18 protein-coding genes are annotated in these 16,290 nt (G+C 70.4%); 7 read left to right on the forward strand and 11 right to left on the reverse strand.

Going from position 1 to position 16,290, the window contains the following annotated elements; all coding sequences use genetic code 11:
* Position 1: 1 nt before the first annotated feature.
* Positions 2-661, forward strand: a complete 660-nt coding sequence (locus ACIA5C_RS02240) for a class F sortase (protein WP_396050342.1) — start codon at positions 2-4, stop codon at positions 659-661.
* Here ACIA5C_RS02240 and ACIA5C_RS02245 read toward each other — a convergent pair.
* The 7 genes from ACIA5C_RS02245 to ACIA5C_RS02275 form a co-directional block, all read right to left on the reverse strand.
* The gene (locus ACIA5C_RS02245) at positions 641-1,612 is read right to left on the reverse strand and encodes a sodium:calcium antiporter (protein WP_396050344.1); all 972 of its coding nucleotides are present in this window, start codon (positions 1,610-1,612) and stop codon (positions 641-643) included. The two genes, ACIA5C_RS02240 and ACIA5C_RS02245, sit on opposite strands and share 21 nt — an antisense overlap.
* Complete coding sequence (locus tag ACIA5C_RS02250; RefSeq protein WP_396050345.1) at positions 1,575-2,195, reverse strand: LuxR C-terminal-related transcriptional regulator; 621 nt, start codon at positions 2,193-2,195, stop codon at positions 1,575-1,577. The genes ACIA5C_RS02245 and ACIA5C_RS02250 overlap by 38 nt, the downstream gene beginning before the upstream one ends.
* Positions 2,196-2,322: 127 nt before the next feature.
* A complete protein-coding gene (locus tag ACIA5C_RS02255) occupies positions 2,323-3,132 on the reverse strand; it encodes a helix-turn-helix domain-containing protein (RefSeq protein WP_396050347.1) in 810 nt (269 codons plus the stop codon).
* 35 nt (positions 3,133-3,167) lie between these two features.
* On the reverse strand, positions 3,168-3,725 hold the full coding sequence (locus ACIA5C_RS02260; protein ID WP_396050348.1) for a carboxymuconolactone decarboxylase family protein: 558 nt from the start codon (positions 3,723-3,725) through the stop codon (positions 3,168-3,170).
* Between the two features lie 71 nt (positions 3,726-3,796).
* On the reverse strand, positions 3,797-4,603 hold the full coding sequence (locus ACIA5C_RS02265; RefSeq protein WP_396050349.1) for an SAM-dependent methyltransferase: 807 nt from the start codon (positions 4,601-4,603) through the stop codon (positions 3,797-3,799).
* Between the two features lie 108 nt (positions 4,604-4,711).
* Positions 4,712-5,386, reverse strand: coding sequence for a response regulator (locus ACIA5C_RS02270; RefSeq protein WP_396050351.1), 675 nt, complete (start codon positions 5,384-5,386; stop codon positions 4,712-4,714).
* Complete coding sequence (locus tag ACIA5C_RS02275; protein WP_396050353.1) at positions 5,377-5,595, reverse strand: hypothetical protein; 219 nt, start codon at positions 5,593-5,595, stop codon at positions 5,377-5,379. Before ACIA5C_RS02275 ends, ACIA5C_RS02270 begins: the two co-directional genes overlap by 10 nt.
* A 200-nt stretch (positions 5,596-5,795) precedes the next feature.
* On the opposite strand from ACIA5C_RS02275, the gene ACIA5C_RS02280 reads away from it, so the two are divergent.
* Positions 5,796-6,281 (forward strand): glutathione peroxidase, encoded by a 486-nt coding sequence (locus ACIA5C_RS02280; protein WP_396050355.1) that lies wholly within the window; start codon positions 5,796-5,798, stop codon positions 6,279-6,281.
* A 42-nt stretch (positions 6,282-6,323) separates the two neighbouring features.
* Positions 6,324-7,895, forward strand: a complete 1,572-nt coding sequence (locus tag ACIA5C_RS02285) for a serine/threonine protein kinase (RefSeq protein ID WP_396050357.1) — start codon at positions 6,324-6,326, stop codon at positions 7,893-7,895.
* A gap of 1 nt (position 7,896) precedes the next feature.
* On the opposite strand, the gene pdxY is transcribed toward ACIA5C_RS02285, so the two are convergent.
* The 4 genes from pdxY to ACIA5C_RS02305 all read right to left on the reverse strand — a co-directional run bounded on the left by pdxY (position 7,897) and on the right by ACIA5C_RS02305 (position 11,969).
* The gene (gene pdxY / locus ACIA5C_RS02290) at positions 7,897-8,748 is read right to left on the reverse strand and encodes a pyridoxal kinase PdxY (protein ID WP_396050359.1); all 852 of its coding nucleotides are present in this window, start codon (positions 8,746-8,748) and stop codon (positions 7,897-7,899) included.
* A 30-nt stretch (positions 8,749-8,778) separates the two neighbouring features.
* A complete protein-coding gene (locus ACIA5C_RS02295) occupies positions 8,779-10,071 on the reverse strand; it encodes a lipase (RefSeq protein ID WP_396050361.1) in 1,293 nt (430 codons plus the stop codon).
* 107 nt (positions 10,072-10,178) lie between these two features.
* Positions 10,179-11,408, reverse strand: a complete 1,230-nt coding sequence (locus ACIA5C_RS02300; RefSeq protein WP_396051996.1) for an NAD(P)-binding domain-containing protein — start codon at positions 11,406-11,408, stop codon at positions 10,179-10,181.
* A 15-nt stretch (positions 11,409-11,423) separates the two neighbouring features.
* Complete coding sequence (locus ACIA5C_RS02305) at positions 11,424-11,969, reverse strand: OsmC family protein (RefSeq protein WP_396050363.1); 546 nt, start codon at positions 11,967-11,969, stop codon at positions 11,424-11,426.
* 100 nt (positions 11,970-12,069) lie between these two features.
* Between ACIA5C_RS02305 and ACIA5C_RS02310 the strand changes: the two genes are divergently transcribed.
* Genes ACIA5C_RS02310 through ACIA5C_RS02325 form a run of 4 tightly spaced genes read left to right on the forward strand, consistent with a single transcriptional unit; the run spans position 12,070 to position 16,082 of the window.
* Complete coding sequence (locus ACIA5C_RS02310; RefSeq protein ID WP_396050364.1) at positions 12,070-13,275, forward strand: homoserine O-acetyltransferase; 1,206 nt, start codon at positions 12,070-12,072, stop codon at positions 13,273-13,275.
* A complete protein-coding gene (locus ACIA5C_RS02315) occupies positions 13,272-14,579 on the forward strand; it encodes an O-acetylhomoserine aminocarboxypropyltransferase/cysteine synthase family protein (protein WP_396050365.1) in 1,308 nt (435 codons plus the stop codon). The genes ACIA5C_RS02310 and ACIA5C_RS02315 overlap by 4 nt, the downstream gene beginning before the upstream one ends.
* Complete coding sequence (locus ACIA5C_RS02320) at positions 14,576-15,058, forward strand: CoA-binding protein (protein ID WP_396050367.1); 483 nt, start codon at positions 14,576-14,578, stop codon at positions 15,056-15,058. Before ACIA5C_RS02315 ends, ACIA5C_RS02320 begins: the two co-directional genes overlap by 4 nt.
* A 1-nt stretch (position 15,059) precedes the next feature.
* On the forward strand, positions 15,060-16,082 hold the full coding sequence (locus ACIA5C_RS02325; protein WP_396050369.1) for an ornithine cyclodeaminase family protein: 1,023 nt from the start codon (positions 15,060-15,062) through the stop codon (positions 16,080-16,082).
* Positions 16,083-16,290: the final 208 nt, after the last annotated feature.

Below are 16,290 nucleotides of genomic sequence, written 5' to 3' on the forward strand. Positions count from 1 at the left end.
CATGCCGCGCCGTCGCCCGGTTCTGTTCGCCGCCGTCGCCGTCCTGGCGATCGGCGGCGCGGCCGCGATCGTCGTCGGCCTGCGCGACCGCCCGGCTCCCGAGCCGCCGCGGTCGGCACCGCCGGCCCTGTCCGCGCCACCGGCCACCGCGTCCGTCCCCGGGAAAGCGGGCGAGGCGCTGACTCGTGGTCCCCTGCTGCCCACGTCGGTTCCGACCCGGGTCGCGATCCCGGCCCTGCACGTGAACGTCGCGCTGGCCACCCTCGGCCGCCAGGCCGACGGCAGCATGCAGGTCCCGGCCGACGGGCACACCGTCGGCTGGTACAAGCTGGCGCCGACTCCGGGCTCGCTCGGCCCCGCCGTCCTGGCCGGCCACGTCGACTTCAAGGGCAAGCCGGGCTCCTTCGCCCGCATCTCCACCCTGCACCGGGGCGACCGGATCGCGGTCACCCGCCAGGACGGCACGACCGCGAAGTTCGCGGTGACCGCGGTCGACCGCTACGCCAAGGACCAGTTCCCGTCCGCCGCGGTGTACGGCCCCATCGACCACGCCGGCCTGCGCCTGATCACGTGCGGGGGTCCATTCGACTCCGGCACCGGCCATTACGTGGACAACATCGTCGTCTACGCCGACCTCCGATCAGCCTCCGATGAACGCTAGGCCCACGATGCCGAGCACGTAGAGGACGAGCACGGTGATCGAGTCGGCGCCCATCCGCAGCCATTGCCGTTGCGGACGGAAGACCAGGCCGACCATGTAGCAGACCGTCAGTACCCCGCCCAGGGCGGTCAGATAGACGTCGCTGCGGTGCGCCTGCGGTAGCACCGCCTGCCCGGACAGCACCGTAGCCAACAGAAACAGCACCGGCAGGAACGCGTTGCCGCCGAAGATGTCGCTGACCGCCAGCTGGTAGTCGCCGAGCCGGGTCGAGGTCAGCCCGGTGGACAGCTCCGGCAGCGAGGTGGCGGCGGCCAGCACAGTCGCACCGAACAGCACACCGGACAGTCCCCACCGGCCGAAAAGCTCGTCGCCGCTGCGTTCCAGGAACACCCCGGCGACGAGCGTCGCCGCGGCTGCCGCGGCGAAGACCGATGCCGTACGGCGGGTGCTCACGCCCTTACTGGTGGCCGCGTTCTCCTTGGTGGTGCGTGAGTGGCCGCGCGGCTTCGCCTGGCTGCCGGGCGCGTCGCCGCCCTCGTGCCACGGCAGGCCCCGGCCGGCGCGGCGCAGGAGCAGGAGCCCGATCCCCCAGAGGACGGCGATCAGCACCGGCCCGGGCGCCAGCCGCCACATGATCATCGACGCCGGAAGCTGGGTCGACATGACGACGACCAGCAGCAGGGCGACGACGACGGCGCCCTCGAGCAGCAGGGTCAGCGACGCGGCGAGGTAGGTCAGGGGTTTGCGGGGCCGCACGCCGGCCGCGTCCAGTGCGACCAGCACGACAGTCTGAATGGCGATGCCGCCCAGGATGTTGCCGACCGCGACGTCGAGCTGATGAGCGAGGGCGGCGCTGACCGTGATGGCCAGCTCCGGAAGGTTGGTGGCGACCGCGAGCAGGATCAGTAAGTCCTCAGAGGACGCCCGCCCGGATGGCGAACGCCACGGCATGCACCCGGTTGCGCAACGAGTGACGGCGCATGACCCCCCAGAGGATGTACTTGAGCGTGCGCTCCGAGATGTCCATCGCCTTCATGATCTGGACCGTGTCGAGGCCTTCGGACAGGTAGCTCAGGACGGCTGTCTCCCGCTCGGACAAACCGGGGCACGTCTGCGTACCCGTCCTGACCCGGCGTACCGACCGCAGCTGCCCGCTCAGGTCGGCGGAGGCCCGGGAAGACGCCGGCGCATCGTGGCGGATCGCGTGGTGGATCGCCGCCAGCAAATGGTCCGGGGTCGCCTCGACGGTGTGCATGATCGTGACGGCACCGGCCGCGGACAGCGCGGACAGGTCGGCCTCCGCGCTCCCGTCGGTGATGACGACCACCGCCGATCCGTGCGCCCGGTGCGACACGATCAGCGGCCGCATCGTTGCCCGGGTCAGCTCGGTCAGGTCGGCGATCACCACGTCGCTGCGCCGGTCGGAAGTGAACCGGTGAGCGGACACGCCGGGCAGCCCGTCCAGCATCGCCACGATGCCCGCCTGCCGGAGTTGCTCGTCGGCGAGAACCGCCACCACGGTCGAGTGCGTCATGGCTCTGCACCTCTTGTCGCCCCTCGGACCACCACGCCGGGGACGCTACGGACCCCCGGCAGGCCGGTCGATGACACAGGCATGTCAAACGCGGGTGGTGCCGGCACCACCGCCGCCTTCGTCCGCTCTACCGGTCGGACGCCGATTCAGCGAGCTCGCGGGCGTGGCCGCGGGTGGCGTCGTCGGCCGGGAAGAAGCATTCGATACGCAGTTCCTGCAGCGTTATGTCCTGCGCGGTGCCCAGCGTGGTGACGGTCGAGAAGTAGTCGAATCGGCGGCCGTCGCGGGCGTACTGAATCGGTACGACCGGCGTCGTGGGAGGTGTCGAATCCAGCGACCGCAGCGACGCCGGCACGCCCGGGTAGTCCAGAACTTCCCGCAGGATCGCCTGCGCACGCTCGTCGGCAACTCCGCCGATGGCCTCGCGTCGCACCCGCCGCACCAGCGCCTCGCAGACGTCCGGCCAGTTCCGCACGTACCGCCGGACCCCGTCCGGGTGGAACATCCGGCGCAGCACGTTCGGCGGGTCCGGAGGCGCCGTGGGGTGCCCGGCCTGCAGAAACGCGAAGAAGCGGGCGGCCGCGCGGTTGGCGTACCGGATGTTCCAGTCGCGGTCCATGATCAGGGCCGGGTACGGCTCCTGTTGGGCCAGAATCGCGTCGAGAGCGTGCCGGATCGTGGCCAGTTCCGGTTCGTCGAGGGCCGACTCCTGGTAGACCGGCGCGAAACCCGCGGCGAGCAGGAGGCTGTTGCGTTCCCGCAACGGCACGTCGAGGACCTCGGCCAGCTTCAGTACCATGGCGCGCGACGGGCTCGAGCGGCCGGTCTCGATGAACGAGAGGTGCCGCAGCGAGACCACCGAGTCGGCGGCCAGCGCCAGCTGGCTGAGCCCCCGTGCATTGCGCCAGCGTCTGATCAGCGTGCCGACGTCGGACATCACGCCAGTATCCCCGCTCGCGGCGGCCGCCGCGCTCAGCGGCTCGGATCCCAGGCGTGCGGGCGCAGCCGTTCCTCGAGCGGGAGGTCCGCAACCGTCGCCGTGTAGTTGGTCATCGTCGAGATCGCCACGCCGGCGATGACCTCGAGGACCTGGTTGCGGTCGAAACCGGCGGCGAGGAACGCCGCGGTATCGGCCTCCCCGAGGTGGCCCCGCTGGACGATCAGGGCGCGGGTGAGCGCCGACAACGCGGCGAATCGGGGGTCCGCGGGCAGCCGGCGCTGCCGGATCGCGTCGACCTCGGCCGGCGGCACACCGTCCGCGAGCGCCTCCAGCGTATGGAACGCGACCGCCCACGCGCAGTCGTTGGTCACGGCATTTGACAACAGCAGCACCTGCCGCTCGGCCGGGGTGAAAGTGCCTTCGCCGCGGAAATGGCCGAAGGCCGAGAAGAACGAGTTCATCAACGGTGCCGAGTTCGCCATTGCCGCGGCGACCGCGGGAATGAAGCCGAAGGCCTCCTGAAGGAGGACGAACGGTTGTTTGGCGTAGTCCGGAGCCGTGTCGATGGAGTGCATCGGATAGGTCGTCATGGCGGCAACTCTGCCCCGGCCCCGATCGCGAAACAATTCCCTCCGAGGTAAACCCGGTCCGCCCCGCGACGTCATCGAACGAGGGCCGCCGCGGCGTACATGGCGGCCTCGGCGGGCGTGGGCCGGGGCTGCGGCTCCGCGGCGGCCCGCCACTGCGTGGTCGGCACGACGCCCGGGGGAAGCAGGCTCATGCCCTCGAAGAAGCGCGCGACCTCGGCCCGGCTGCGGAGCCGGCTGGGCACACCGCTGCGCGTGCCGGCTTCGTCCACCGCCGCCGCGGTCTCGGGGGACATGAAGTCGGCCGTGGCATGACTGATCACCAGACAGCTGCCGGCGGGGAGAGCGGAAACCAGATCCTTCACGATGCGGTACGGGTGCTCGGCGTCGCCGACGAAGTGCAGCACGGCCAGCAACATCAGGCCCACCGGCCGGCCCGGGTCGAGGGTGGCCCGCAGCGTCGCGTCGTTCAATATCCGCTGCGGGTCACGCAGGTCCGCCTCGAGGTAGGCGACGGCGCCCGCGCTCCCCCGCACCAGCTCCTGGCTGTACTCGAGCACCAGAGGATCGTTGTCGACGTAGACGACGCGCGCGTCCGGCGTGATCGCCCGGGCCACCTCGTACGTGTTGCCCGCGCTCGGAATACCGGTGCCGATGTCGAGAAATTGCGAAATGCCGAGTTTGCGGGACAGGTGAATAACCGCGCGGCGAAGGAAACGGCGGTTCTCGATGGCCGAGGTGCGAATCGCGGGTAGCGCGCCGGCGATCGCGTCACCGGACTCGCGGTCGGCGGCAAAGTTGTCTTTTCCGCCGAGCCAATAGTTGTACCGCCGGGCGGGATGAGCCACCGTGGTGTCGATTCGCGTATTGGCGTCTTCCATGGTGATGGAGGGTAAACGCCGCCGCGATCACCGGAAGTACCTTGTCCATGCCGGTCAGATCTTCTTCCCTTTGGAACACCTCCGCGCCGGCGGCCGAGCATCCGGTCGTCATCTGACCCGGACGTCGCCCGATTGACCGCCCGCGTCCAGATATCGCAGCACCGCGACCACCCGCCGGCTCGCGCTGTCCGTCGGCGGAAGGCCGAGCTTGCTGAAGATCCGATTGACGTACTTGTTGACCGCACGTTCGGTGACGACCAGTTCGGCGGCGATCGCCGAGTTGGACAGCCCCCGCGCCATCAGCCCGAGCACCTCCCGCTCGCGCGGGGTCAGCCCGGCCAGTGCGTCGGTGCGGGCGAGCCGGTTGAGCAGACCACCGACCACCTCCGGGTCCAGCACGGTGCCACCGGCCGCGACCGTACGCAGCGCCGCCAGCAGCTCGGTCACGTCGCTCACCCGATCCTTGAGCAGGTAACCCACCCCACCTCCGGCATCGGCCAGCAGCTCACGCACGTAGGCCTGCTCGATGTACTGCGACAGGATGAGGATCGGCGTGCCGGGCCGGCGCCGGCGCGCCTCGATGGCCGCGCGCAGACCCTCGTCCCGATAGGTCGGCGGCAACCGGATGTCGACGATCGCGAGGTCGGGACGCTCCCGGTCCAGTGCCTCCAGCAGCGCTTCCGGATCGGCCACGGCCGCGACCACCGTGCAGTCCAGCTCGGTCAGCAGCCGTTTCAGGCCCTCCCGCAGCAACAGCAGGTCCTCGGCGATCACTACGCGCATGGCAGCTCCACGTGCAGCACGGTCGGGCCGCCGACCGGGCTGGTCAGCGACAGGTCACCGTCGAACGCGGCGACCCGGCGACGGAGGCCGAGCATCATGCTGAGCGACCCGAGGCGGCCCGGCGCGCCGTCGTGCAGATCGCGGCCCCGGAACGCCGGCACCGGCCGGTGCAGCATCGCTCGTACGCCGGTCAGCGCATTCGCGGTCATGAGACTGAAGTCCTGGCGGATCACTGGCCCGACTCCCATGGTCATGGCGCCGCCGGTCGTCGCGCTATCGCTGCTGACGCGGGGCGGAAAGAGTTCGGCACAGGGTATCAGCGAGGTCGGGCAGCGTACTGACATCGACACCGGCTCATAGGGTGTTCCGGCCGGCCGATCCCGGCCGTGGCGGATCTACCATGATCTTCATGACGATTTTCGACGTGACGATCCCGGGCGGCACCGACCCGGACGCGAAGCTCGGCGCGCGACCGGGTGTCGCCACCCTGGTGGTGAATGTGGCGTCCAAGTGTGGCCTCACGCCGCAGTACAACGGCCTCGAGCGCCTGCAGGAGAAATACGCCGGCCGGGGATTCACGGTGCTCGGCGTGCCGTGCAACCAGTTCGGCGGGCAGGAGCCGGGCACCGCCGAGGAGATCGCCGAGTTCTGCTCGGCGACCTACGGCGTCAGCTTCCCGCTGACCGAGAAGGTCGAGGTCAACGGCGAGAACCGGCACCCGCTGTACGCCGAGCTGGTCGACGTTCCGGACGCCGACGGTTACACCGGCGACATCCGCTGGAACTTCGAGAAGTTCCTGGTCGCCCCGGACGGCACGGTCGTGCGTTTCGGCCCGCGGACCCAGCCCGAGGACGAGTCGGTGGTCACCGCGATCGAGGCGGCGCTACCCGCCTGACCGGCCCTGTACTCTGCTCCTTGATCCGAGCCGGAGGGGACCGTGTCCGCGTCAACCTTTACTCTCGCCGGGCGTTACCGGCTGACGCGCGTCCTGGGCGAGGGCGGCATGGGCCGCGTCTGGGAGGCCCACGACACGCTGCTCGGCCGGGACGTGGCGGTCAAAGAGATGCATCCGCCGTCGGGGCTGACCCCGGGCGAGTACGAGCAGTTGCGCCGGCGGGTCCTGCGGGAAGCCCGGGCGATCGCCCGCATCGACCATCCCAACGTCGTTCGCGTCATCGACGTGCTTCACGAGCGCGGTGAGCCGTGGATCGTGATGGAGCTGGTTCCCTCGCGGTCGCTGTTCGAGGCGGTGCGGCGCGACGGCCCGATGTCGCCGGAGCAGACCGTCCGGATCGGGATCGCCGTCCTGGCGGCGCTGCGCGCGGCGCACGCGTCGGGACTGTTGCATCGGGACGTGAAGCCGGCGAACGTCCTGCTCGGCTTCGACGGCCGGGTGGTGCTGACCGACTTCGGGCTGGCGCTGGCCGCCGGGGACAGCTCGATGACGACGACCGGGGTGGTGCTCGGCTCGCCGTCCTACCTGGCGCCCGAGCGTGCCCTCGATCAGCCGGCCGGGCCGGCCGCCGACCTGTGGTCACTCGGCGCGACCCTGTACGCCACGGTCGAGGGCCGGCCACCGTACTCGAAGTCGTCGCCGGTCGCCGTGCTGGCTGCGCTGGCCGGCGACGAGCCGCCGCGCCCGCCGGTCCGGGCCGGCGCCCTGGCCCCGGTGCTGGAGGCGCTGCTGGAGAAGGATCCGGCGCGGCGCGCGGACGCCGAGACGGCCGACCGGATGCTGCGTACCGTCGCGGCCGGCGGCACCGTCCGGCACACGACCGCCCGGGTCGACGCGACGCCCGCCGGCCGCGGCGGCAAGCGGTGGCGGCCGGTCGTGATCACTGCGGCGGCCGCCGCGGTGGTTCTGGCCGCGGCCGCCGGTTTCGTCCTCAACCAGCGGATCCGCCCGGCGGCGGAAGCCTCCGGGCCGGGCGGCGTGAGCGCGCCGGCGCCGCAACCAGGTGGTCCCAGTTCGGCACCGACGCACTCCCCCGCGAGTTCGGCTTCGGCTTCGGCTCCGAGTCCGAGCCCGAGTTCGACGCCGAGCCCGAAGGCAAGCCGGACCGTCGCGCCGCCGCCGCCGATCGACCCGGCGACCTGGTTCCGGCTGGTCAGCCGGGGCAGCCGGAAGTGCGTGGGCGTCCGGGGCGACGCCGCCGAGGAACGTACGCCGGTCCAGCAGTTCACCTGCGGAACGGTCAAGAGCCAGCACTTCCGTCTGATCCCGACGAGCGACGGCAACCTGCGGATCGCGATCCGCCTGGACAGCTCCGAGAGCCTCGACGTCGCCGACCAGTCGCCCGCCGACTTCGCGTCCATCCAGCTCTGGCCCTACAACGGCCGGCAGCAGTGGAAGGCGGTCACCGAGAAGGGCGGCTACTTCCACTTCGTGAGCAGGTTCAGCGGCAAGTGCCTGGACGTGCCGAACGCCTCCACGGAGGAAGCGTTACAACTCGATCAGTTCGACTGCAACGGAACCGCCGCGCAGAGCTTCCGGCTCGAGAAGGCGTAGCTCAGCGCACCAGCCGGGCCTTGAATTGCATCCGCGGGGTGGCGTAGAACTCCTGGGCCGGCACCAACTGCAGCTCCCGTTCGCCGGACCGGTAGGTGGTCTCGATCAGATCGAAGACGCTGGACGCCGTACGCTCCAGGGCCGCCGCCGCATCCCCGGTCGCAACATAATGGGCGGTGAACAGGGCGGCCGTGACGTCACCGGATCCGTTCGCTTTCAACGGCAGGTGCGGGGTGCTGACGAGCCAGGCGCCGGCACCGTCCACCGCGAGCATCTCGATCGTGCCTTCCTCCCGGTCGGGGCGCTCCACGCTGGTGACCAGCACGACCGACGGCCCCATGGCGCGGGCCAGGTCGGCCGACGCGAGGGTCGACTCGATGCTCGCCGGATCGGTGCCGGTCAGGAAGCCCAACTCGAACTGATTGGGGGTGATGATGTCGGCCACCGGCACCACCCGGTCCCGGAGCAGGTCGGGAATCTCCGGCGCGACGAAGCATCCGGACTTGGCGTTGCCCATGACGGGATCGCAGGCGTACAGCGCGGACGGGTTCGCGGCCTTCACCCGGCGCACGGCGTCGACGATGACATCACCGATGCCCACCCCGCCCTGATATCCGGACAGCACGACGTCGATCTGCGGGAACACTCCCCGCTCCTGGACACCGAGGAGGATCTCGGCCACATCCGGCGGCGGGATGAGCGGCCCCCGCCAGGCGCCGTAACCGGTGTGGTTGGAGAAGTTCACGGTGGGGACCGGTACGACCTCGACACCGATCCGCTGCAGCGGGAACACCGCCGCCGAATTTCCGACGTGGCCGTAGGCGACGGCCGACTGGATGGACAAGACCTTCATCGCCCCAGCCTAGAGTCTCCGCCACCCCGGTCAGGGGACGAACGTGACGTCGGGGAAGCGGGGGGACGGCCCGTCCAGCACATGACCGTCGCGGCCGCGCAGCCACCGGTCGAAGAACGCGGCGACGAAGGTTTCCCCGGTGGTGACGGCCCGCGCCTGATCGACGCTTCCGATGACGTCGGTGACGAAGGTGTCCGGAAGTTTGAGCTGCCGGGCGATCTGCGGCAACAGCGGCACCGTGTCCTTGTAGGAGTCCTCGCCGTTCGCACCGTTCAGATTCACGTCGCGGTGCCAGCCCAGGCTGTCGTCCCACAGCATCTTCCAGGACGGTGTCCGGTGGTGGTCGGTGCTCGCGTCGCCCATGAACATGAACGGCCGGTCCAGCCCGTGCCGTGCCACCGGCCACAGCTGGAGCGCGTCCGGGAGGAGCGGTGACTCGACGTTGCCACCGAGGTCGACGGCGGCCCGGATGCGACGGTCCTCGTCCATGGTCTGGAAAGCGATCAGCCCGCCCGCGGACACGCCGAACATGCCGACCCGGTGCAGGTCCAACGCACCGGCCAGACCGGTGGGGAGCCGACGGCCCTCCGCGTCCGGGTTCCGGCCGCGGTCCAGCGCCGTGATCTGGTCGAGAACGAAGCGGGTGTCGGCGATCCGCACGTCGAAGATCTTGGCCGCGAGCGCCGGGAAGTCGTTGTTCTGCTGGGCTTCCTGGAACCACTGCTCCCACCGACTGGCGACCACGCGACCGCCCGGGAACTCCACCTCGGACGAGTCGTAGGTGTGGTCGATCGTCACCACCACGAACCCGCGGCCGGCCAGATCCTGCACCTCGGTGGTCTCGAAGGTTCGCGGGTCGCCGGCTCCGGGCGAATACAACACCACCGGGAACGGTCGCTCGTGCGACGCCACCGGTGCGCCCTCGTGACCGCTGGTCCGGGTCGCGGCGAAGTCCACCGAGTCCGGCGGTATGCCGTACAGGCTGGAGCCCAACATCCCGTTGCCGGCGGCGCTGCCGAAGTGAGCCGCCGCGCCGGGCCGCATGTAGGGCACCGGCGGGAAACGGCCCGCATCCCGCGCCGGGTACCAGATGCTGACCATCAGCTCGCGATACGGCGGTGTGACGGTCCACGGATCGGCGCGGGAACGGTCGATCAGGTGCAGGTCGACCGCGCCCACCGGGTATGGACCGGTGGGGGCCGGCAGGGTCAGCCGGGCCTGCGCCGCGCCGGCCGGCGAGGCGGACGACGACGTGGCGGACGCGGTGACGGCACCACAGACGAGCAACGAGGCGACCAGTGCTGCACATGCTTTCCGCACCATGAACTACTCCTCGGGAGAACCGGACTTCATCGGTTCAACGCTATGAGCGCCGAGGGGTGCCATAGAAGGGGGCTGATACCCACTTCGGGGATGGGGGTCAGCCCCCATCACGCCAGGTTGCGCGCGAGGTGATCGGTGACGGCGCGGGCGTCGTCCTCGATGCCGCTCAGGAACGTCGACCGGCGCCGGCGCAGCAGGGGCAGGCCCAGAGCGTAGAGACCCGGGGCGTCCAGCACACCCCCGTCGTGGCGGAGCCGGCCCTTCGCGTCGACCACCGGCACGTCGAGCCAGCCGTAGTCGGGACGGAACCCGGTGGCCCAGACGATCGAGCCGATCTCGCCGCCCCGCAGGTCGATCCGCAGCCGTGTGGCGGTCGGCACCACCGTGGGCGGGAACTGCTCGGGCGGTCCGACGTCGGGCTCGCGCCCGGCGACGTGCGCCCACTCGTCGAACGTGGCCAGCAGCCGGTTCATCTTGAGGTCGGCCAGTGAGCACACGTTGCGCAGCCCGCCGGAGAACAGGGCGACCCCGTCGCGGACCGTCGCGAACCGCCCGACCAGCTCGACACCCAGGCCGGTGAGCGCGTTGAGGTCGAGCGTGCCGCGCCCGGCCGTGCCGACCAGTTGCGGCGAGGGCAGGCGGCGCGCCCGGTCGAGGTCGTCGATCTCGTCGTAGCGCTGGTCCCAGACGCCCGAGTGGTGCATCCACCAGAGCACGTCGCGTTTGCGGTAGAGGCGCGGCAACCGGACGTGCTCGCCGGTCGCGAGGACCACCGGGCGACCGGACTGCCGGATCTCGGCCGCCAGCTGCACTCCGGTCGCCGACGCGCCCACGACGAGAACGCCGCCGTCGGGAAGCTGCGCCGGCCCGCGGTAGCCGAGCGGGGTCACCTGCTCGACCGACGACGGCACCTCGCCGGCGAACGCCGGCACGGTCGCCACGTTGCAGGCGCCGCTGGCCAGCACGACCGCCCGGCATCGCAGCTCACCATCGCCGGTGACGACCTGGTAACCGTCGTCGGCCGGGCGCACCGAGGTGACGTTCGCGCCGGTTCGAACCGGTGCCCGGGTGGCGTCGGCGAATCGCGTGATGAAGTCGGCCACCTCGCCCGATGTCATGTATCCGTCGGGGTCGGGGCCGTCGTAGGACTGGCCCGGCAGCCGGCTCAGCCAGTTGGGGGTGAGCAGCCGCAGCGAGTCCCACCGCTCGCGCCGCCACGAGTTGGCCACCTCGCCCCGTTCGAGCACGACGTGATCGACCGATCGTTCGGTGAGGAAGTGGCTGGCGGCCAGGCCGGCGTGCCCGGCGCCGATGACAACCGTGGTGACGCGTTCGATGACTCGGCCCCCGCCTCAGGCGACTTCGACGGTGACGTCGGTCGGATTGGTCAGGGCGTCGAAGACCGCCGAGCGCTTCTGCGACTGGGCGACCAGGGCCTCGATCTCCTCCTTCGTCGCGTCCGCGTCGACGTTGAAGACGACCTTGATGCCGTTGAAGCCGTTGCGCACGTCACTGTCGGCGCCGAGGATGCCGCGGATGTCGTGCTCGCCCTCGACGGTCGCCTCGACCGAGCGCAGCTGGATGCCGCGGTTCTGCGCGACCGAGGCCACGCCGGCGGTCAGGCAGCCGGCCAGACCGACGAGCAGGTATTCGATCGGGGTGATGCCGTTGTCCTCGGCGGCGAAGACCTCGGGGTGGTCGGCCGCGAACACCGTCTCGCTCTTGTGCGACTGCTCCTGGCCGAGCCCGAAGAACTTCTCCACCTTCGTGGTGCTGTGGACGCCGTTGTCCCACTTCGACGAGGCCCGCCAGACGAACTGGGCCGCTTCCGGCGCCCCCTTGAGCACTTCGCGCGCTTCGAGCAACGCCTGCACGTTGACGCCGTTGTCCACCGTCATGTTCGGATTCTCCCCTTAGTGACTGTCTCCTACTGAATCCATAGAGATTCTCGACAACCATAATGGCCCGGCCGGACGGCGCATAGATATCATCGCCCACATGGTGGCACCCTCGGCTCTTCCGGCCGGCACGGTCGGCACGGTCGAAACCCGATTCCTCGATCTGCCGCAACCGTTGCCGCTCGACTGCGGGCGCGAGCTGCGTTCGGTCCGGGTGGCCTACGAGACGTACGGCACCCTGTTCCCCCGGCGGGACAACGTCATCCTGGTCTGCCACGCGCTCAGCGGCGACGCCCACGCGGCGGGCTACTCGGCGACGGCCCCGGCCGAGAGCACCCGTGACGGGTTCGCCGCGGAGACGCGCGACGGGGCGGCCGGCAAGGCGCTGGGCTGGTGGGACGGCATGATCGGGCCGGGCAAGGCGTTCGACACCGACCGCTGGTTCGTCATCTCCACCAACCTGCTCGGCGGCTGTCGCGGCACGACCGGACCGTCCTCGACCGATCCGGAGACCGGCCGGCCGTACGGGTCCGGGTTTCCGGTCGTCACCGTGGCCGACATGGTGCGCTGCGAGCGCGCCTTCCTCGACGAACTGGGCATCGAGCGGCTCGCCGCGGTCGCCGGCGGGTCGCTGGGCGGGATGCAGGCGCTGCAGTGGGCGGTCACCTACCCCGACCAGGTCGACTCGATCGTGGTGATCGCGTCGACTCATGCGCTCCACCCGCAGGGGCTGGCCTGGAACGCGATCGCCCGGGAGGCGATCATCCGGGACCCGGCCTGGCAGGGCGGCGACTACTACGGCACCGGCCGGGCACCCGAGGCCGGCATGGGCGTCGCCCGGATGGTGGGGCACGTCACCTACCTGTCGGCCCCCGCGCTCGAGGAGCGCTTCGGCCGGCGGTTGCAGTTCGCCGACGACATCCGCTACACGTTCGACGAGCCCGAGTTCGAGATCGAGAGCTACCTCGACCATCAGGCCGACTCGTTCGTGCGGCGCTTCGACGCCAACACCTACGTGCGCCTGTCGCGGGCGCTCACCTACTTCGACCTCGCCCGGCAGCACGGCGATGGGTCGCTGGAGCGGGCGCTCGCCGGCATCAGCGCCCGGACCCTGCTGATCGCCTTCAGCTCGGACTGGCTCTATCCGCCCGCCGCCTCGGCGGAGATCGAGACCGCCCTGCGCGGCCTCGGCAAACCGGTCGAGTTCCATCTGATCGACGCGCCCTACGGGCACGACTGTTTCCTGCTGGAGGAAGCCCGGCAGATTCCCGTCGTCCGCCGCTTCCTGAACGAAGGTCGAGCATGACAACACAGCGCACCGAAGAAGCACACGAGTTCGGGTTCGAGACCCGTCAGTTGCACGCCGGTCAGCGGCCCGACCCGAACACCGGCGCGCGGGCGGTGCCGATCTTCCAGACGACCAGTTACGTGTTCGAAGACCCCGAGTCCGCGGCGGCGTACTTCAATCTGCAGGAATACGGCAACACGTACTCCCGGATCATGAACCCGACCGTCGCGGTGTTCGAGGAGCGCGTGGCCAACCTGGAGGGCGGCTCCGGCGCGGTGGCCTTCGCCAGCGGCATCGCGGCCCAGGCGGCCGCCCTGTTCACGCTGCTCCAGCCGGGCGACCACGTGGTCGCGTCCTCGGCGCTGTACGGCGGCAGCGTCAATCAGCTCAAGCATCTGCTGCGCAAGATGAACGTCGAGCTGACCTGGGTCGATCCCGACGACCCGGACGCCTGGCGCAAGGCGGTCGGTCCCAATACCAAGGCCTTCTTCGGCGAGACCATCGGCAACCCGGGCGGCAACATTCTCGACATCGAGACGATCGCGGGCATCGCCCACGAGCACGAACTGCCGCTGATCGTCGACAACACCTTCGCCACGCCCTATCTGTGCCGCCCGATCGAGTGGGGCGCCGACATCGTGATCCACTCGGCCACCAAGTTCATCGGCGGGCACGGCACGAGCATCGGCGGCGTCGTGGTGGAGGCCGGCACCTTCAACTGGTCGAACGGCCGTTTCCCGGTGATCGCCGACCCCTCCCCGGCCTATCACGGCCTGCAGTTCCACGAGACGTTCGGGGAGTACGGATATCTGATGAAGCTGCGCGCCGAGACCCTGCGGGACCTCGGCGGGGCCCTGTCGCCCTTCAACGCGTTCCTGTTCCTGCAGGGTCTGGAGACGCTGTCGCTGCGGATGGAGCGCCACGTGACGAACGCGCGGAAGATCGCCGCCTTCCTCGACTCGCACCCGCAGGTCTCCCGCGTGAGTTATGCCGGCCTGCCGGAGAGCCCCTACCGGCCGCTGGTCGAGAAATATCTGCCGCGCGGCGCCGGCGCGGTGTTCTCGTTCGATTGCGTCGGAGGCCGCGAGGGCGGGCAGGATCTGATCCGTGGCGTGACGCTGTGGTCGCACCTGGCCAACGTCGGTGACGCCAAGAGCCTGATCATCCACCCGGCCAGCACCACGCACCGCCAGCTCAGCGACGACGAACTGCAGGCGGCGGGCGTCGGGCCGGGCACCATCCGGCTGTCGGTCGGCACCGAGACGGCCGAGGACCTGATCTGGGACCTGGAGCAGGCGTTCAAGGAGATCGAGGCGCGATGACCGAGCTCGAGCACTACCAGGACGTCACGCGGATCCAGCGCGTGCTGCACAACACCAGGTCGATCGCCATCGTCGGCCTGTCGAACAACCCGCTGCGGGCCAGCTACTTCGTCGGGTACTACCTCAAGCGCCACGGCTACCGGGTGATCCCGGTCAACCCGCGGGAGCCGGAGATCCTCGGCGAGACCAGCTACCCCAGCCTGCGGGACGTACCCGAGCCGATCGACGTGGTGGACGTCTTCCGAGCGCCCAGCGCCGTCCCGGACATCGCCCGGGACGCCGTGGCCGTCGGCGCCGGCACCCTCTGGACCCAGTTCGGCGTCATCAACTTCGACGGGGCCCGGATCGCCGAGGAGGGCGGCCTGAACGTGATCATGGATCGCTGCCTCAAGATCGAGCACGCGCGGTACGTCGGCCGGATGCACTGGCTCGGTTTCAACACCCACCGCATCACCTCGGTGCGGACCGGACTGCAGTGACGTGACGCACCCGAGCCCGGAGATCTGGCTCCGGTTCCTCTCCGGTCCCGACGTCGACGGTCTCGGCATCACCACCGCCGAGGTGATCGCGGCCGTCGAGGCGGTCGTCGACGCGCACGGCCGCGGCCGCACGGTCTTCGAACCGCGCACCCACCTCGTGCCGGACAACGGCGGCGTGGGTCACTTCAACGTCCTCCGCGGCCATGTCTCCACGCTCGGCGAGCACGGGCTGAGCGGTGTCAAGGTGGTCGGCGACTTCGTGCCCAACTACCAGCGGGGCCTGCCCAGCGAACTCGCGCTGATGACCCTCTACGACCCCACCACGGGCGTTCCCCTGGCGATCATGGACGCCACCCTGATCACCGAGGTACGCACGGGCGCGATGACCGCGGTCGGCGCCAAACATCTGGCCCGGTCCGACTCGCGGGTCCTCGGCCACGTCGGCGCGCGTGGCACCGCGTTCGCCAACGTGACCATGCTCGACAGTCTCTTCCCGCTCGAGGAGATCCGGGTGACCAGCCGGCGTCCCGAGTCGCGCGAGGCCTTCGCCGCGCGGTTGCGGGAGGTGACCGACACCCCGGTGCGCGCGGTGGCGACGGCGGACGAGGCGTACGACCAGGCCGACATCCTGGTCGAGGCCTCCCGGCTCGAAGAGCCGACCCCCCTCCTGCGGACGGCCGCCGTCCGGCCCGGCGCGTTCGTGGTCCCGTACGGCACGGTCAGCGCCGTCGAACCGGACCTGCTCGACGTGATGGACAAGGTGGTCGTCGACGACTGGCGCGAGTCGCGCTCGGGCCGGTTCGGCGCGCTGCGCGCCCACGTCGACACCGGCCGGCTGAGCGAAGAGACGCTGTACGCCGAGATCGGCGAGATCGTCAGTGGACGCAAGCCGGGCCGGGAGAGCGCCGGCGAGCGGATCCTCTTCTGGCACCGCGGACTGTCCATCCTCGATGTGGCCCTCGCCGGCCTGATCCTCACCCGCGCGCAGGCCGCGGACGCCGGCACGATGCTGCGCTACCGGTAGGGCGCTCCCGGAAGGGCACAGCCGAGCGCAGTCGACGAGGGCACGGCCCGGGTGTCGACCAGGGTCTTTCACGGGTTCGAGCCGCACCGGCCGTTGCGAGGCTTCGGTGTATCGAGGAAGCCCGTTCGCCAGGCCGCTGCCGACGGGCCACGTCGGCCTGCCCGGATTCCGGCTTCCTCGCGCACGGACTCCGACCGAAAGGTAGTGC

It is taken from the genome of Actinoplanes sp. NPDC051343, assembly GCF_044455125.1.
Lineage (GTDB): Bacteria > Actinomycetota > Actinomycetes > Mycobacteriales > Micromonosporaceae > Actinoplanes.

Excerpts from the sequence above, each read along its gene's own strand:
- ACIA5C_RS02265 (WP_396050349.1), bottom strand. The coding sequence starts at position 4,603 with ATGGAAGACGCCAATACGCGAATCGACACCACGGTGGCTCATCCCGCC.
- ACIA5C_RS02310 (WP_396050364.1), top strand. The coding sequence starts at position 12,070 with ATGGTGGCACCCTCGGCTCTTCCGGCCGGCACGGTCGGCACGGTCGAA.
- ACIA5C_RS02270 (WP_396050351.1), bottom strand. The coding sequence starts at position 5,386 with ATGCGCGTAGTGATCGCCGAGGACCTGCTGTTGCTGCGGGAGGGCCTG.
- ACIA5C_RS02245 (WP_396050344.1), bottom strand. The coding sequence starts at position 1,612 with ATGCCGTGGCGTTCGCCATCCGGGCGGGCGTCCTCTGAGGACTTACTG.
- ACIA5C_RS02260 (WP_396050348.1), bottom strand. The coding sequence starts at position 3,725 with ATGACGACCTATCCGATGCACTCCATCGACACGGCTCCGGACTACGCC.
- ACIA5C_RS02275 (WP_396050353.1), bottom strand. The coding sequence starts at position 5,595 with ATGACCGCGAATGCGCTGACCGGCGTACGAGCGATGCTGCACCGGCCG.
- ACIA5C_RS02295 (WP_396050361.1), bottom strand. The coding sequence starts at position 10,071 with ATGGTGCGGAAAGCATGTGCAGCACTGGTCGCCTCGTTGCTCGTCTGT.
- ACIA5C_RS02250 (WP_396050345.1), bottom strand. The coding sequence starts at position 2,195 with ATGACGCACTCGACCGTGGTGGCGGTTCTCGCCGACGAGCAACTCCGG.
- ACIA5C_RS02315 (WP_396050365.1), top strand. The coding sequence starts at position 13,272 with ATGACAACACAGCGCACCGAAGAAGCACACGAGTTCGGGTTCGAGACC.
- ACIA5C_RS02280 (WP_396050355.1), top strand. The coding sequence starts at position 5,796 with ATGACGATTTTCGACGTGACGATCCCGGGCGGCACCGACCCGGACGCG.
- pdxY (WP_396050359.1), bottom strand. The coding sequence starts at position 8,748 with ATGAAGGTCTTGTCCATCCAGTCGGCCGTCGCCTACGGCCACGTCGGA.
- ACIA5C_RS02305 (WP_396050363.1), bottom strand. The coding sequence starts at position 11,969 with ATGACGGTGGACAACGGCGTCAACGTGCAGGCGTTGCTCGAAGCGCGC.
- ACIA5C_RS02240 (WP_396050342.1), top strand. The coding sequence starts at position 2 with ATGCCGCGCCGTCGCCCGGTTCTGTTCGCCGCCGTCGCCGTCCTGGCG.
- ACIA5C_RS02255 (WP_396050347.1), bottom strand. The coding sequence starts at position 3,132 with ATGTCCGACGTCGGCACGCTGATCAGACGCTGGCGCAATGCACGGGGG.
- ACIA5C_RS02320 (WP_396050367.1), top strand. The coding sequence starts at position 14,576 with ATGACCGAGCTCGAGCACTACCAGGACGTCACGCGGATCCAGCGCGTG.